Consider the following 15,389-nt stretch of genomic DNA (forward strand, 5'->3'; position numbering starts at 1 on the left):
CAATCTTGCTGATGCGGCTAACTAACACAAAACAACGCCGCCTACCTGCACTCACTTGGTGCAGATAGGCGGCGGTTGCAGAACCTAAATTGAAATGCTTAGCGTACGGGCTTCGGTGTTACGGGTAGGCTTTCGTGGCCCTCGGCGTCTACGGATACCACCCCGAAAATGAAGTTGTCTTTACTATGGGGCAAGTCGGCTTTGGTGTCCGTTACGAAGAACTTTTGCTGCCACTCCGGGGTGCTGGTTTCGCGCATCAGCACGTAGTAGCCAGCTGGCTTTTCGCCGGCTTTGGGCGCTTCCCATTGAAGCTCAGTGCGGTTCGTGAGCTTGGCGGTGAGTACGCCCACGTTTTCGGGAGCGGCAGGAGCCAGGGCCAGGTTGGCGAGCGTAGCCAGGTTCACACCGGTGTTTTTGCGCAGGTACGCGAAGTCCATAAACTTGGCGTGGTCGCCGTATTCTTCGCCGTTTTCGGTGCGCAAATCCTGGTGCTGGTGGCGGAAGTCTTCGTTCATTTCCGAGAAGCGCACGGCCGTAAAGCCTTGCTGATTGAACGGCGTGTGGTCGCCGCCGCGCAGGAACCGGTCGGGACGATACTCTAGCACCACCTCGTGGCCCGCTACGTGATTTTTGGTTACCGTGCGGATATAGCGCGCGAGTTGGCGGCTAGGAGAGTCGTTTTCCGACGATAAAGTGCGGCGTACCTTGGCTTCGTCGGGCGTTTCGTTGGCGGGCACGCCTTCACTGAACACGCGCAGTTGCGTGGTATTCTTGATTTCCGGATCATGGCCGGTGGAGTTGCCCATGATGTCGTTGTTGAGCATGGCCACCAGGTTCCAGTTTTCGGCTTTGGCGCGTTTGGCCATGTGCGTGGAGCCGTAGAGGCCCTGCTCTTCGCCCTGCACTGCCACGAAGATGATGGTGGCCGGGAATTGCTGTTTGCTCATCACCCGAGCCAGTTCCATCACAGCTACTGTACCGGAACCGTCGTCGTTGGCACCGGGGGCGTCGGCCGTGGCGTTCATCACATCGGAAACGCGCGAGTCGATGTGTCCGCTCACCACGAAGATGCGCTTGTCGTTGGGGTCGGTGCCGGGCAATGTAGCCATGACGTTGGCCATCACTACCGGCCGATTGATGCGGCGGCCGTCGGGCTTGATGGTGAAGGTATCCTGCTCGACTTTCAAGCGGCCGCCACTGGCTTTGCTGTACTTCTTGAACTCGTCTTCCACCCAATTGCGGGATGCGCCAATGCCGCGCTTCTTGCTTTTGGTATCCGATAAGGTATGGCGGGTGCCAAAGCTCACGAGCTTGTCGATATCATCGCGCAGATTCTTTTCTGAAATTTCCTCCACCATTTTGGTGATGGCAGGGTCGGGGGTAGTGCTTGGTTTGGTTTGAGCGAAAGCCGAAGCCGTAAGGCCAAGGGTAAGCAAGAAAAGAGTAGAACGCAGCATTCAGTTGGTTGATTAGAGACAAGAGCAGAGACACGCCAAAGCGCTTGGCCGTTGCGGCCAGTACGCAATATAACGCGAACGGGAAGTTATAGCACTTTCAGTAATTCAACCTTCTCAATTCCAATTCTGGAAGTCATGCGTCAACAAACGGCAATGAGTGCGCCGGTTGCTAACGAGGCAGTCGTGCCCTTTAATCAATGCCGCTAATCAGACACCAAAGACATCTAGTGCTAGAGCATTGACACCAACACACTAGCTGCATTGCCCCCGAAACCGGCTGCATTTACCAGAATGCGCCGAATAGGTCGAGTTGGGGCTGGCGCTAAGTCAGTAGCAAACGGAACCGGGAGCCACTGTTGCGTTGCAAGCACATGCAGCGCAAAATCCAAACTAAGCGCCGCCGATGCTCCTAACGTGTGGCCTACCAGCCACTTGTTGGAAAGGAGCGGGGGCAGTTCTTCGCCGAAAACTGCGCGCAGTGCTGCCCGTTCCGAAGCGTCACCGGCTGGAGTGCCGGGGCTGTGTAGCACCACGGCGTCTATATCGGTTGGCGTACGGCCCGCTTGGCGCAAAGCGTGGCCAATAGCTTGTTGAAAATGTTGCCCGTCAGGTGAGAGCCCGGTTTTGCTAGCTATGGCTTCAAACCCAAACCCTACGGCTTCCAACACAAATACCGGTTGTCCGGGCTGCCGGAGTTCGGTCGTCAACGCGGAAGCATCTACCTTTTCCAGTGCGAATACGGCGGCTCCTTCGCCTAACACGAAAGACGAAGGCCGGCCGGCACCGGGCCGGCAGGGCCAATCAATAGCTGGAAAGGTGGAGTAGATGCCCAGGGTGTGCATCTGGGTGAGCGTGAAATCGGTGAGGGGCGCTTCGGTGCCGCCGGCCAAAAAGCGGGAGGCCATGCCCGCCCGCAGCCACGCCACAGCATTGCCGAGCGCCTGAAACGCGCTGCTGCACGTGCTTGAATGACTAAGGGCCGCGCCGCCAGTACTGCCCGCATCAAACGCCACCCAGCTCGCCACATTGCCAAGCGTAGTTAGTGGCGAAGCGGCCACGGGTACTACACCATCGGCCAGAAACTCGCGGTGAAACTGCTCTAGCCGCTCCGTAGCCCCACGGCTGGAACCAATACTCACGCTGATTTCAGGTTGCTGATTGGTGACGGATGCTTGTTGATTGAGGGTACCCGTATTGTTGCTACTTGCTGCCTTGGTAAGCCCATTGTTCCCTACTGGGACCTCAAAAGCAGCCACCTGTTCAACCACAGTGCTAGGTGCCTCGGCAACCCAACCCGCTTCAGCTGTAGATTGGCGAGCGGCCAGCAGCGCCAGCAGCACCGTCCGGTCGAGTTGGCGGTAAGCCGGATGGGCGCGGCGGAGAGCTGCTACAGCTTCTTCGGTGGTAGCAGGCAGCGCGGCCACTGGCAACTGGTGCGCGCCTACACTTCGAATTTGGAACGGCGAGGTCTCACTAGCGGAGTAGGCTGCCAGGTCAGTGCCGAGCGCGCACGCACGCCCCCGCCCCCGAATAACAATCAGGCCTTCTGCGTTAGGCATGGGCAGCGGAAGACGTAAGCGTAAGTACCAACTCCCGCATTTGCCGCAGAACTTGGTAGAGTTTCTCTAACTCGTCATTGGTAGTGCAGTAGGGGGGGAGCAGATACACCACGTTGCCAAGCGGCCGCAAAACCACGTGGTTGTGTAGCGCCAGTTGATAAAGTGCGTCGCGGAGGTTGCTGAAGTAGCTGGTGCCTTCCCCGGGGTCGTACTCTACGGCCAGCATGGTGCCTAAGTGGCGCACTGCCCGAACGCCTGGCTGCCCCTCTATTTCCTGCCGGAATGCAGCGTGGGCGGCGGCAATGCGTGCCCGTTGGCTGGTGCACTCAGTGGCGCGAGTGAGCTCCAAGCTAGCCAGGCCCGCCGCGCAGGCTACGGGATTGGCGGTGTAGGAGTGACCGTGGAAGAGTGTTTTGAGCCGGTCTTCACTTAAAAAGGCTTCGTAAATACTCGCGGTGCAAGTAGTGAGGCCCATAGCCATAGTACCGCCCGTCAGGCCCTTGGAAAAGCACATAATGTCGGGCTGCTCGGTCAGCAATTCGCTGGCAAATAGCGGCCCGGTGCGCCCGAAGCCCGTCATCACCTCATCGGCAATGCACAGCACGCCGTGGCGGTGGCAGCGGCGCACCAGTTCATCAAGCACTTCAGCGGAATACGTAACCATGCCCGCGGTGCCCAGCAACAGCGGCTCGAAGATGAAGCCAGCTACATCGGGCCGAGCCACTACGGCACCTAGCTGAGCTAACACCTCAGTTTCGCGGCCTGGTACTGGTACGTCAATAAATTCTACATCAAACAGATACGGTCCGAATGGCGCCGTGAAAGCCCCGCGCCCGCTCACCGACATGGCCCCGAACGTGTCGCCGTGGTAAGAGTCGCGGAAGCAGATAAACGTGCGGCGTTCCGGCTGGCCTTGGTTGTGGAAGTATTGCATCACCATCTTGAGGGCCACTTCCACGGCCGTCGAGCCGTTATCGGAGTAGAACACGCGGGCCTGATTGGCGGGCAGGATTTCCAGCAATTGCTCGGCTAGCTCCACGGCTGTAGGGTGCGTGAAGCCGGCAAACAACACGTGTTCCAGCGTACTTAGCTGCGTACTGACTCGCGCCGCAATGTGCGGATGCGCGTGCCCGTGCAGATTCACCCACCACGACGAAATACCGTCGAGGTAACGGGTGCCGTCTTCTGCAATCAGCCAGGAACCTTCACCGCGCACGATGGGTACGGGCAGCGGTGCAGTTTGCATTTGAGTATAAGGATGCCACAATACGGCGTGGTCTCGTTCGGCAAGAGTAGGCATGGCGCAATAACAAATTGGGGCGGCAAAGGTAACGGCTCCGCCGAATTGCCAGCCCGCACCAGGCCCGAATACGACCGGTTTACAACTCGAACCACGCCCGGAAGATGGCCGCGTACCCGCTCATTACCGCTGCTGAAACTTCCGCTTCCGGGCGCAGCCGGGGCATCAGCGGAACGTTGGTGTGTTGGCTGATAAAGTCTTCGGTGGCTGGCGTCGGCTCCCCATTGAACACTAGGCCGCGCACTCGCAGCCCGCGCGCCTGCAAGGCTTCCAGCGTGAGCAGCGTATGGTTGATGCTGCCCAAGTAATTGCGCGAAACTACCACCACCTCGAGCTGAAATTGCTGCGCCAAGTCGGCTATGAGCAAGCCCGGCGCCAGCGGCACTAGCAGTCCGCCCGCTCCCTCTACAATCAGATGATTATCAGTAGCGGGCAGCTGAAAATCAGTAGCTCGCAGCTCCAAGCCTTCGGCAGCAGCAGCAGCGTGGGGCGAAGCCGGCATCTGTAGCCGATACCGCTCGGGCCAGAACTTACTCACCGAGTTCTGCACCAAACTGCGCACGGTGGCTGCATCAGTGGCAGGCTCGAGGCCCGCCTGCACCGGTTTCCAGTAATCTGCCTGTAATGCCTCAGTCAGGACGGCCGATACCAGCGTCTTGCCTACATCCGTGCCGATACCGGTAATGAAAAGTCTTTCCAATTTTTAAGGTTACTTAATTGCGGCTATACTCGCCTCAAGTTCTCCAGAAGAATATATATTAAGTTCTTTTATGTCGTTTGTCTTGCTATAATGTATTACGTAGCTGTCTTGCTCGCCAAGTGTATTCTTGATGGTATTAACTTGCCCTAAGGAGTTATAAGTTATAATATAATTAAAAGCAAAACTAGAACAGGTTATGCAACTTGAGTATGCATAATTTGCTACATGTCCTAAACTGTCATATGTGTAAGTATTTGTCCAGTTAGAGTCATATAGTCCCGTTGATTTCAGGTTACCCCAAATGGTAATAACTGTATCTTTGTGGTGGCCACTCGTCAAACTGTTAGGTAAATAATAGGGACGATGAAAATGCTTTTTGAAATAATAAATATCAATATTTTTCTGGGTCGATTTTATTGTGTCATAAACTTCTGTAGAAATTCTGCCGAAGCTATAATTTGTTGTCTTAAAAATTTTAAGAATTTCTGTCGGCCTATTAATTTCTTTGGAATAATTGAGTTTTGCTGTATTCCTGCCTTCACAAGAGGAAAGAAATAATAAAGCGAAGGAGATATATTTCATAAGCTTTATAAAGTATTGCTAGTTATTTATTTGTAGAGAATAAAGGGCTTTGTGAATATGAATGGCTTATTTACAGGCAAGAGCTATATTACTTCTTGTGTCGGAACCTCAGCCAGTAGCTCTTTTGCCAACACTACTGACTCAGCACTGCTGCAAGTCTGTCAATTTCTGCTTCAGTATTATAGCTGTGCACGATAAGCCGCAGTCGCTCCGTCCCGACTGGCACCGTTGGCGACACGATGGGGCGCACGTCGAAGCCGGCTTGTTGGGCGGCAGCGGCAATGTGGCGAACTGCTTCGGGTCCAGGATTATCAGGGAAGAAGACAGGATGGATAATGTGGCTTTCCAAAGGCACCCGCAGGCCGGACACAGTATTGAGTGTATGTTTTAGATATTCAGAAAGCTCAAATAGCTGCTGCCTTTCCGCTGCTAGCTGCGGCAATACCTGATATGCCGCCGTTAAGCCAGCCACGGTGAGTGGAGGCAGAGCCGTGGTGTAGATGAAGGGGCGGCTAAAGTTGAGAAGATAGTCGCGCAATACGGCCGGGCCAGCTACTGCGGCACCTTGGCTACCTAGGGCTTTGCCGAACGTGAGGATGCGGGCAAATACATCGGCTTCCAGCCCCAAGGCAGCCACTAAGCCTTCGCCGTTGGGACCATAGATGCCGTTGCTGTGCGCCTCATCTACTACCAAGTACAATCCCCGTTCCCGACAGAATGCCGCTAATTCTGGCATCGGCGCCATGTCGCCGTCCATAGAATACAAAGCTTCCACAGCAACAAACACGGCACCGGTAGCGCGGGCCAAGCGCCGCTCCAAAGCCGACAAATCGTTGTGACGGAAGCTCCAGGCCGTAGCGAAGCTGCTGCGGATACCGTCTTTGACGGAGGCGTGCGAGGCTTCGTCGTAGAGGATGGTGTCGCCACGACGGGGCACGGCCGAGAAGAAGCCCATGTTGGCCGCATAGCCGGAATTAAAGAGCAATGCTGCTTCGGCCCGATGAAACTCGGCTAGATGAGTTTCTAAAGCTTCGGCCGCCGCTGAGTTGCCGGTGAGTAGCCGGGAACCGGTGCTTCCGGCTGCTGCTGTAGCGGCAAGTTGTAAGGCGGCTTGTATGGCCGAGTGACGACTTAGCCCGAGGTAGTCATTGGAACTGAAATCCACCAAACCGGCCGCGGATTGCGTTAGGCGGCGGCGCGTGCCTTCTGCTTCGCGCTGAGCGAGTTGCTGACTTAGGCGCTGGTAGAGGAGAGAGTGAGTTGACACTACTTCTTTTTCTTTTCGGTGGACAGCGGAAATTGCCGAGGCATACCCAAAGAATCGGGCTGCCAGCCCAATGACTTTCGTGCTTCTTGCCGGACAGATGTTTCTATAATTTGCTCGTTAAGCATACCCAAGCCAGCAACATGGACTATGGTACTAGGCAACGCATCTTCATAAAGTATATAGGTGCGCTTGCCTAGCCAATAGTAGGCTCCCTCCACGTTGCCTACTCTGGGCGGGCCATAACGGCGAGTAAGTTCTTGGAAAACAGCACGCGTTTTCTCCTCTTTCTTCAGACTGTAGGTGACACCAATAAATTGGTCTCCCCGAAACCAAAAGCTCGCAGCTGCCGGATGGTGCATGATGGTGGCAGTGTCTTCCCACAACCTGAAGGTGTCGGTGTGCTTCCAGCGCTTCCCTATGTTAGCTTCAAGCCGCAGCCAAGTCATGGTATAGCTAGGTGTACCAAGCTGAATACCATGTACGCTATAAACGGAGTCTAATATGCGCATGCTAGGCATGGGACCTGTAGTAACTTGCGCGTAAACTTCTTCGGGAAAATAAAATGCAACGCTGAGTAGGAAGAAGATGCGGGCAGATGAAGCCAAAACAGAATGCATACAAGTATGACAATCAAAACGCTCTTTCAGCATCAGGAAAGCCTAAGCCGAAAGAGCGTTTTTTGAAGCCAGGTAATATCAAGCGTACTACCTTTACAGGCAAATCAACAATTAGGCGTCGAAGCGCTTCACCGATAGCCAGATGGAGCCGTCTTGTCCGAAGCTGCGCGAGCTAACAACCAACCAGTCGGAGTCAACCTCTACCCGGTCGCCTACACCGGGTAACACATGGTGACGCTCAAAAAGGAGGTTGACCGCGGCTCCGATTTTATCTTCTAGGTCTGTAATTAAACGCTGAGCTTCAATGGGCTCGTGTTGCTGCCGTAGTTCCTCGGCGTAATGATGCTCTATATTTAGTTGAAACGTAATATCCATTGAGGAAAAAATAAGTAGACAGAAGGCGAAAACTTAACTAAGTGAAGCTAGACCAATTCCCGGCCCAATACCACTGCGCCTTCGGGCACATCTTTAAACGATTTGCGGGGCTTCAAGCCTAGCAGAGCAAACATCTGCTTGTCGGCATCGAAGTCAGGGTTGGGCGTGGTAAGTAGCTTTTCGCCACTGAAGATGGAGTTAGCGCCAGCCAGAAAGCACAACGCTTGCTCGGTAACAGGCATTTCCTGACGACCAGCCGAGAGACGCACCATGGTATTCGGCATCAGGATGCGGGCTGTGGCTATCATGCGCAGCATTTCCCATACGCTCACGCGGGGTTGCTCGGCAAGGGGCGTACCAGCTACCGGCACCAGCGCATTCACCGGCACCGACTCCGGGTGAGCCGGCAGCGTAGCGAGGGTGTGCAGCATGGCAATCCGGTCTTCGTCGGTTTCGCCGAGGCCAATAATGCCGCCCGAGCACACCGAGATACCAGCTTTGCGCACGTGTTCGAGCGTGTTGAGGCGGTCGTCGTAGGTGCGGGTGGTAATGATTTCCGAGTAGTGCTCGGCGCTGGTATCGAGGTTGTGGTTGTAGGCGTAGAGGCCAGCTTGCTTGAGGCGCTCGGCTTGGTACTCGTTGAGCATGCCCAGGGTGCAGCACACTTCCAGACCAAGGCCATTTACTTGCTCCACCATGCCTAGTACCCGGTCGAAGTCTTTGTTGTCGCGGATTTCGCGCCAGGCGGCACCCATGCAGAAGCGGGTGCTGCCCGAGTCTTTGGCGCGTTGGGCCGCAGCAAGTACTTCGGCATCGGGGAGAAGTTTATGGGCTTGCACGCCCGTGTGGTAGCGGGCAGCTTGGGGGCAGTAGGCGCAATCTTCGGGGCAACCGCCGGTTTTCACGCTCAACAGGGTGCATACCTGTACCTCGCCGGTGGCCTGCGTCTGCGCGTGAATGGCAGCCGCTTGCGTCACGAGTTCCAGTACGGGCTGGTTATAAATGGCATTTACTTCTTCGAGGGTCCAGTCAGTGCGAATCATGTGTGGGGAAGGATTGGGTTCGACGGCTGCCAACCTGGCAAGAAAAGCAGCCCGCCAGCATCGGAATTGCACAGCGGTCCGCAAGATACAGGAGAAGTAGTTTCGGCAATGCAGAATGAGCTAGTGTCTGCCAGTTACACATACCCTCGTAGTCTGCGTGTAGCCCCAGTGGCTAGGCGTTGCACTGCCGGTGGCCGCCCCGCCAGGGCCAAGGTGGGGGCGTGTTTCGTCGGGAGTTGATTTGCCTGCTGATATTTGGTTTCGTGTTGCTAGTCAAGTATATACAAGCTTGCTGGTCCTGGCTGTTTTCATTGCAACACTCGTTATCCAAGCCTGCTGCCACCCCAGGTGGTAGCAGGCTTGGATAAAGAAAATAAGCCAGAATGGTTACTCGGAGGTGCTACGGGAGTCGCGCGTGTTTTTCTGGACAGCAATGGCCCCAAACAAAGCCAGCATAAACGACATGGCATAAAAGCCCTTTTCGCTTAGCGCCAGCGTGGCGTTCCACAGGCCCACGGTTAGTAGCACAATGGCGGCCAGAGTGGCAAACCAACAGAGACCATAATAGATGTTGGTGACGGGAATGTTTTCCAGTTGGTCACGCACACTTTTTTGCAGCGAAACGGCCGCAAACAGGCCAAACAGCAGAATGGTGAAGTAATAGCCTTTCTCGTTAAGGAGCATGGAGGCGTTCCACAACCCTACAACGTAGGCGGTCATACCGGCCAGCAAGGCAACCCAGGAAGCGGCAACAAAGGCGTTGGAAGGCTTGGAGTTCATAAAACAGGCTGTGTAAGAATTAGCGAAACGGCCGCCAGCCAGCAAAGCTGCGGTCTGTTACTTCAAACATAGTGATAAGTTTATATGATGCCTTCCCAGCAAGTAAGTTGCTGTTAGGCAGGCAACTCACGAAGCACCTGACACGGGTTGCCCACGGCCACTACATTAGCCGGAATGTCGCGCGTTACGACACTGCCCGCCCCAATAGTAGTGCCCTCTCCAATGGTCACGCCAGGCATAACCAGCACGCCAGCCCCCAGCCATACATTGTCGCCGATGGTAATAGGGCGGGCAAATTCCCATCCCGCTATGCGTGGTTCCACTTCTACGGGGTGGCCCGCCGTACTAAGCAGCACGTTCGGGGCAATAAACACATTGTCGCCAATGGTGACGGGGGCGCAGTCGAGGATGGTGAGGTTGTAGTTGGCGTAGAAATTGCGCCCTACTTTGATGTTGTAGCCATAGTCGCAGCGCAGCGGAGCTTCTATGTGGGCATCGGTTTCGTAGCCTAGCAGTTCGGCCAGCACCTGCTTGTTGAGCTGCACGGGCTCCTGGTTGTAGCGGTGACACAAGGTCTTGGCCTGTAGCCGCTCCGCTACCAGTTCGGGGTCGTTGGCCTGGTACAACTCGCCGGCTAACATCTTCGTTTTTTCGTTTCTAACGCTCATACAACACTTAAGTGAAATCCACTGCAATATGGCGTTGGCGTAGGCAAACCTTAGCGGCACTGCTCGGGCAGCAAGGCTAAGGACGGGATTAACTGCTACAGAGGGTTGCTGCTGCGATTGTCGCGGGTGTTTTTCTGCACCGCAATGGCGCCAAACAGAGCGAGCATGAAGGCCATAGCGTAGAAGCCTTTCTCACTTAGCGCCAGCGTGGCATTCCACAGGCCTACTACCAGCAACGCTACCGTCAGAAGGGTAGAAAACCAACTCAGGCTATAGTAGATGTTGGTTACTGCAACGCCTTCTAGTTGGTCGCGTACGCTCTTTTGCAGCGAAACGGCCGAAAATAAACCGTACATCAGCACTGCGAAGTAGTAGCCTTTCTCGTTGAGAAGCATCTGCGCATTCCAGAGGCCAATAATAAAGGCGGCCATTCCGGCCAGCAGCGCCACCCAGGAGGCAGCAACGAATGCGTTGGAGGGCTTGGAGTTCATCGGTACTAGGAAGTTTGGGTTGGATAAAGAAAGCCGGGGAGTAGCCGGACGACAAGCCAAACATAGCAGGCTACCCCATCAACCTTGTATCCAAACTTCCGCCTCAATTAGACTTTTGAAATTCAACTATAATTCGATGCGCAGACATCTCAGAGGCGTAGTTTTAATTACTGGAACACCTGTTTCAAGTATGTAGTACGTGTTTTCGCCATGACATCGGCTGCTGACTGCTTCCTGTTCAATTGCGAGAAATTAGACTTTACTGCGCTCTATTATAACTGCCAGTGCGGCCCTAAAACGCAACGAGCCGCTCGGTTAGAGCGGCTCGTTGTAGCTATGAGCGTTTGCCGGGCCTAGCGCTTCCGCGGGTGCCACGAGTCGAGTTCTTGGGCTTGGCATTGCCCCCAGCCGGTCCTTTTGCGGGACCTGCCGGGCGGCCAGGCCGGGCACCAGGCGGGCTAATCGGTCGTCCTGAGCCGGCCGCACGCCCGGCCGTAGCTAAGCCACGGGGAGCAGCCGGCTTGCGGCCCGAAGGCTTCTCTATCCAGGTGCCCGCGAGCTTGGTTTTGGGCTTGCGGGGTGTATTCTCATCAAGTGAACCAGAGGCAGGGCGTGCAATAGCAGGCGTGCTCGTGATAGGACGAGCCGTTTTGCGCGACGGCCGGTCGGCCCATTGTTCGGCGGTGGAAACGGTTTTGCGGCGGCGCGGTACGGAGCCGTCGTCGGTGCCGCTGGAGTGCTCTATCATCTCGAACAGCACTTTCAGCTCTTTTTCGGTTAGCTCGCGCCATTCACCCACGCCTAGGCCTTTAATCGAGACGTTCATTACCCGAATCCGCTCCAACTGCACCACCTCGTAGCCGAACGCCTCGCACATGCGCCGAATCTGGCGGTTCATGCCCTGAATCAGGGTGATGCGGAAGATGTAGCTGGTTTCCTTCTTTACTTCGCACTTCTGCGTCATCACGCCCAGAATCGACACGCCATTGGCCATGGCTTCAATGAACTGGTCGGTGATGGGCTTATCCACCATCACAATGTATTCCTTCTCGTGCCGGTTGCCGGCCCGCAGAATCTTGTTGACGATGTCGCCGTTGCTGGTCAGCAGAATCAACCCCTGCGACTCTTTATCAAGCCGGCCAATAGGGAAGATGCGCACACTGTGCTTGATGTAGTCGATGATGTTGCCCTTCACGCCGCGCTCGGTGGTGCTCGTGATGCCTGGCGGCTTGTTGAAGGCAATGTACACAGCATCTTCTTCGGCTCGTGGCTCGATGGCGTGGCCGTTTACTACCACCCGGTCTTTGCTGCCGACCTGTACACCAATCTTGGCCCGCTTGCCGTTCACGAACACATTGCCTTGCTCGATAAACTTGTCGGCCTCCCGCCGGGAACAGAAGCCGCTTTCACTGATATACTTATTGAGCCGGGTGGTCATAGTCGTTGCTGGTTATTGAGTGCTGGTACATGGCCCAGCGGAAAAAAGCCCGCCAACGCATTTAACGTTGGCGGGCCGTAAAGGTACGACGGAAGTAGGGCGGTAAGGCAACACGCAGTTAGCCGGTGCCTTTTCCCGCACGACCGAAAGGCAGTCGTACTTGGTTGAGGCCACTTACTGCACCGCTAGGCGGCTCGATTGGGCGCCACTGCGCACCAAGTACACCCCAGCTGGTAGCCCATCCGGCAAGCGTAATTCTTTGCTGCCATTTTCGTCGGCGGTGATGCGCATCACCCGCCGTCCGGTGGCATCGAACACCTCAACTACGGCCCCTGGCGCAACCCCGGCTACGGTGAGCTGGCTATGGGCTGGGTTGGGGTACACGCGCAGCGTACGGGCAACGTCGCCCAGGGCTACTGTCCGTACCGGCGAGTAAGTGGCCGTACCATCCTGGTCGACTTGCCGCAGACGGTAGTAGAGCAAGGCCACATCCGTTGGGTATGTTGCATCATCGAAAGTGTAGTCGCTGGGGCGAGTGCTGGTGCCTTGAGCGGCTACCTGACCAATGGGTTGGAAGGTGCGGCCGTCGCGGCTGCGCTCCACTTCAAACCGCGCGCTGTTTTGCTCCGAGGCTGTGCGCCAACGTAGTTGTACCGAGGTATTACGCTGCTCGGCCGTGAAACTGGTGAGCTCTACAGGTAGCGGCCGGGAACTGCCCGTGAGATAAAACTCCGAGAAATGGTCGGCTACCGCTACCTCTGCCACAAACCAGGGCACGTCGTTGCCAGGAGTGCTGGCTGGGGCAGCTAGCACAACGGAATTGCCGTAGATGAAGTCGTTGTTTTCAAAGTCGCAGTCTTCATCATTGTTTTCGCTACTGTATTGAGTGACCTTGAGGTTGCTATAACTTACGGCTGGGTCAACAGTCTGGAGGCGCGCCATCTCACTGTTCAGACCATAGAAGCGCATGTTTATGGTTTGGTTTGGGAAGTTGCCGTTTCGGGCCGTTACCACAAAGTTGCGGTCGAGGTAATAGTGGTTGCGTCCGTCTTGGCGCACAGGCGTACTGGATTCGATTACTTGGAGACCAACCGCAACGGTGACCAAGCTATTGCGCGTGTCCTGGATGGCAGCTATTACATCACCTTCTGCCGTAAACAAGTAATGCCAAGCCCCGTCACCGGTAGCATTGATGGTATTCGACGTGAGGCAGCTGGTTGTGCCATCGAACACTTTTAACACATTGAAGGCTGGATTGCTGGCGTCGTTGCCAGGCGAATTGGTCACGACTACGGGGCTATTGCCCACCGCCGCACCAGCCGGTACAATGGCTGTAAGGGAGCTAGAGGAGTTTAACGTTACGCTGCTGGCCGGCACGCCGCCGAAGCTAACCGTGCTGTTGTTGGTGAAGTTGGTCCCGGTGATGGTTACGGGCATGCCCGGCAACTCGGCGGCTGGGCTCACGCTGGTGATAGTAGGTACTTGCGCTTGATCTTGGTTGAGGCGTACGCTTGAGGAACCACTTAGGAAATTGGCCGTCACGAAGTCTAAGTCGCCATCATTATCCAAGTCGCCTACCGCTACACTACGAGAATCTAGACCTACTGTAACGTCTTGATTACCATCAAAATTACCAGTGCCATCATTGAGGCGCACACTTACGGTACCATTAGGATCATTATTCGCTGTGAGTAAGTCTAAGTCCCCGTCGGCGTCTACGTCACCTACTGTCACGCTTTGTGGCGTCGAGCCCACAAGTACCTCTTGGCTACCACTGAAGTTGCCATTGCTATCATTGAGGCGCACACTCACTGTGCTGCTGCTGGAATTGCCAGGATTTCCATTGTTTGCCGCTAGTATATCAAGGTCACCGTCGCCATCCACATCGCTTACTGCTAGGCCTTGAGGGCGAGTGCCCACTGTTACATCCTGGCCTCTTGTGAATACGCCTGTATTTGAGCCAGTAGCATCACCTCCGTTCAAATGGGTACTTACCCTGTTTTGACTGTTGCTGGTAGCAAGCAGGTCTAAGTCGCCATCACCATCTATGTCACCTATTGCTACAACCCTAACTTGGTTACCGGTGGATAGCTCCTGACGATTCTCTTCAAAATCGCCATTGCCTTTATTGAGGCGTACACTCAGAGAACTACCAGAATTATTAGCTACGATTAAGTCCAGGTCCCCATCGCCGTCAATGTCACCTAGTACCATACTAGCAGGGTCATTACTCACAGACACGTTTTGGCCGGTATCAGTGAAAGTACCACTGCCATCGTTGAGGCGTACACTTACCGTGCTGCTTGCGGTCTGGCTTGAGTTGCCACCGTTCGCACAAAGCAAATCCAAGTCCCCATCTCCGTCGACATCCCCGGTGGCCACGTAATACGGGACTTTTCCTACAGCTACGTTCTGATGAGTGGTGCTGAATGTGCCCGCCCCGTCATTGAAGCGCACGTTCACCGTGCCGGGACGGTCACCTGTGCCGCTGCCTGCGTTGGCTGTTAGTAGATCCAGGCTGCCGTCCCCGTTTACGTCTGCTAGAACTGAGTTTCTAGGATTGGAGCCCACACCCACGTTCAGGTTGCCGCTGAAGGTGCCTTTGCCACCACCGCCCGTAGCGGTAGTGAACTGAAACACCTGCTTGCTGACTCCGGCGCCGTTTGTGCCTTTCAGCGTGGCCGGAATGGTAGCAAATACCGTTTCACCAGGCTTGAAATCAGTGGTAGGATCAAACGTAACGGTAGAGCCGTTGGTCGTGTATACGCCAGCTTTCTTGCCTCCTGCCTGCGAGGAATATACCGTAAGGTTGTTGCCCGTAGCGGCATCGATAGTCCCGGAGAAGGTAACTGCCACAGGCGTGGCGCGGGCGGCTGTCACGGCGTTGCGCGTTGGCGAAAGCGCCGTGACCGTTGGGCCTTGGGCCAGAACTGCGCCAGCCGGAGCCAAGCTTAGTAGGAGAGTGCCCAACATACCAGCCAAGCGTTGTGTAGCAATGTGCAGCGCCCAACGAAGAGAGGAAGTGGCTGCGACTCGTGCATCCACAGCTGAGTGCTTTAGAGCCAATGGCTGCCCCGGTGAAGTCGAAGAAAAGTAGTTGTTTTTCATGCTG

Annotated in this window: 14 protein-coding genes; all 14 read right to left on the reverse strand. The window is 55.4% G+C overall.

The window, feature by feature from the left end:
- Positions 1-98 precede the first annotated feature (98 nt).
- Positions 99-1,457, reverse strand: a complete 1,359-nt coding sequence (locus tag P1X16_RS05455) for a M20/M25/M40 family metallo-hydrolase (RefSeq protein ID WP_277226845.1) — start codon at positions 1,455-1,457, stop codon at positions 99-101.
- Between the two features lie 230 nt (positions 1,458-1,687).
- Entirely contained in the window at positions 1,688-3,016 is a 1,329-nt protein-coding gene (locus P1X16_RS05460) for a beta-ketoacyl synthase N-terminal-like domain-containing protein (RefSeq protein ID WP_277226846.1), read from the reverse strand.
- Positions 3,009-4,316 carry an adenosylmethionine--8-amino-7-oxononanoate transaminase gene (gene bioA / locus P1X16_RS05465; RefSeq protein WP_277226847.1) on the reverse strand — a complete coding sequence of 436 codons (1,308 nt, stop codon included), beginning with the start codon at positions 4,314-4,316 and terminating at the stop codon, positions 3,009-3,011. Before bioA ends, P1X16_RS05460 begins: the two co-directional genes overlap by 8 nt.
- Before the next feature lie 79 nt (positions 4,317-4,395).
- Positions 4,396-5,016 carry a dethiobiotin synthase gene (gene bioD, locus P1X16_RS05470; RefSeq protein ID WP_277226848.1) on the reverse strand — a complete coding sequence of 207 codons (621 nt, stop codon included), beginning with the start codon at positions 5,014-5,016 and terminating at the stop codon, positions 4,396-4,398.
- Positions 5,017-5,025: 9 nt separating this feature from the next.
- Complete coding sequence (locus P1X16_RS05475; RefSeq protein WP_277226849.1) at positions 5,026-5,598, reverse strand: hypothetical protein; 573 nt, start codon at positions 5,596-5,598, stop codon at positions 5,026-5,028.
- A 133-nt stretch (positions 5,599-5,731) separates the two neighbouring features.
- Positions 5,732-6,865, reverse strand: coding sequence for an 8-amino-7-oxononanoate synthase (locus P1X16_RS05480; protein WP_277226850.1), 1,134 nt, complete (start codon positions 6,863-6,865; stop codon positions 5,732-5,734).
- Complete coding sequence (locus P1X16_RS05485; protein WP_277226851.1) at positions 6,865-7,515, reverse strand: hypothetical protein; 651 nt, start codon at positions 7,513-7,515, stop codon at positions 6,865-6,867. Before P1X16_RS05485 ends, P1X16_RS05480 begins: the two co-directional genes overlap by 1 nt.
- Before the next feature lie 78 nt (positions 7,516-7,593).
- On the reverse strand, positions 7,594-7,857 hold the full coding sequence (locus P1X16_RS05490; protein WP_277226852.1) for a hypothetical protein: 264 nt from the start codon (positions 7,855-7,857) through the stop codon (positions 7,594-7,596).
- 47 nt (positions 7,858-7,904) lie between these two features.
- Positions 7,905-8,900, reverse strand: coding sequence for a biotin synthase BioB (gene bioB / locus P1X16_RS05495; protein ID WP_277226853.1), 996 nt, complete (start codon positions 8,898-8,900; stop codon positions 7,905-7,907).
- Positions 8,901-9,287: 387 nt separating this feature from the next.
- Positions 9,288-9,680 carry an inner membrane protein YiaA gene (yiaA, locus tag P1X16_RS05500; protein WP_277226854.1) on the reverse strand — a complete coding sequence of 131 codons (393 nt, stop codon included), beginning with the start codon at positions 9,678-9,680 and terminating at the stop codon, positions 9,288-9,290.
- 113 nt (positions 9,681-9,793) lie between these two features.
- Entirely contained in the window at positions 9,794-10,348 is a 555-nt protein-coding gene (locus tag P1X16_RS05505; protein ID WP_277226855.1) for a sugar O-acetyltransferase, read from the reverse strand.
- A 95-nt stretch (positions 10,349-10,443) separates the two neighbouring features.
- Positions 10,444-10,839: an inner membrane protein YiaA gene (gene yiaA / locus P1X16_RS05510; protein ID WP_277226856.1), complete on the reverse strand. Its 396-nt coding sequence runs from the start codon at positions 10,837-10,839 to the stop codon at positions 10,444-10,446.
- Positions 10,840-11,173: 334 nt separating this feature from the next.
- Positions 11,174-12,277, reverse strand: a complete 1,104-nt coding sequence (rluF, locus tag P1X16_RS05515; RefSeq protein WP_277226857.1) for a 23S rRNA pseudouridine(2604) synthase RluF — start codon at positions 12,275-12,277, stop codon at positions 11,174-11,176.
- A 174-nt stretch (positions 12,278-12,451) separates the two neighbouring features.
- Positions 12,452-15,322, reverse strand: coding sequence for an FG-GAP-like repeat-containing protein (locus tag P1X16_RS05520; RefSeq protein ID WP_277226858.1), 2,871 nt, complete (start codon positions 15,320-15,322; stop codon positions 12,452-12,454).
- Positions 15,323-15,389 lie beyond the last annotated feature (67 nt).

This window comes from Hymenobacter sp. YC55 (assembly GCF_029433095.1).
Taxonomy (GTDB): Bacteria; Bacteroidota; Bacteroidia; order Cytophagales; family Hymenobacteraceae; genus Hymenobacter.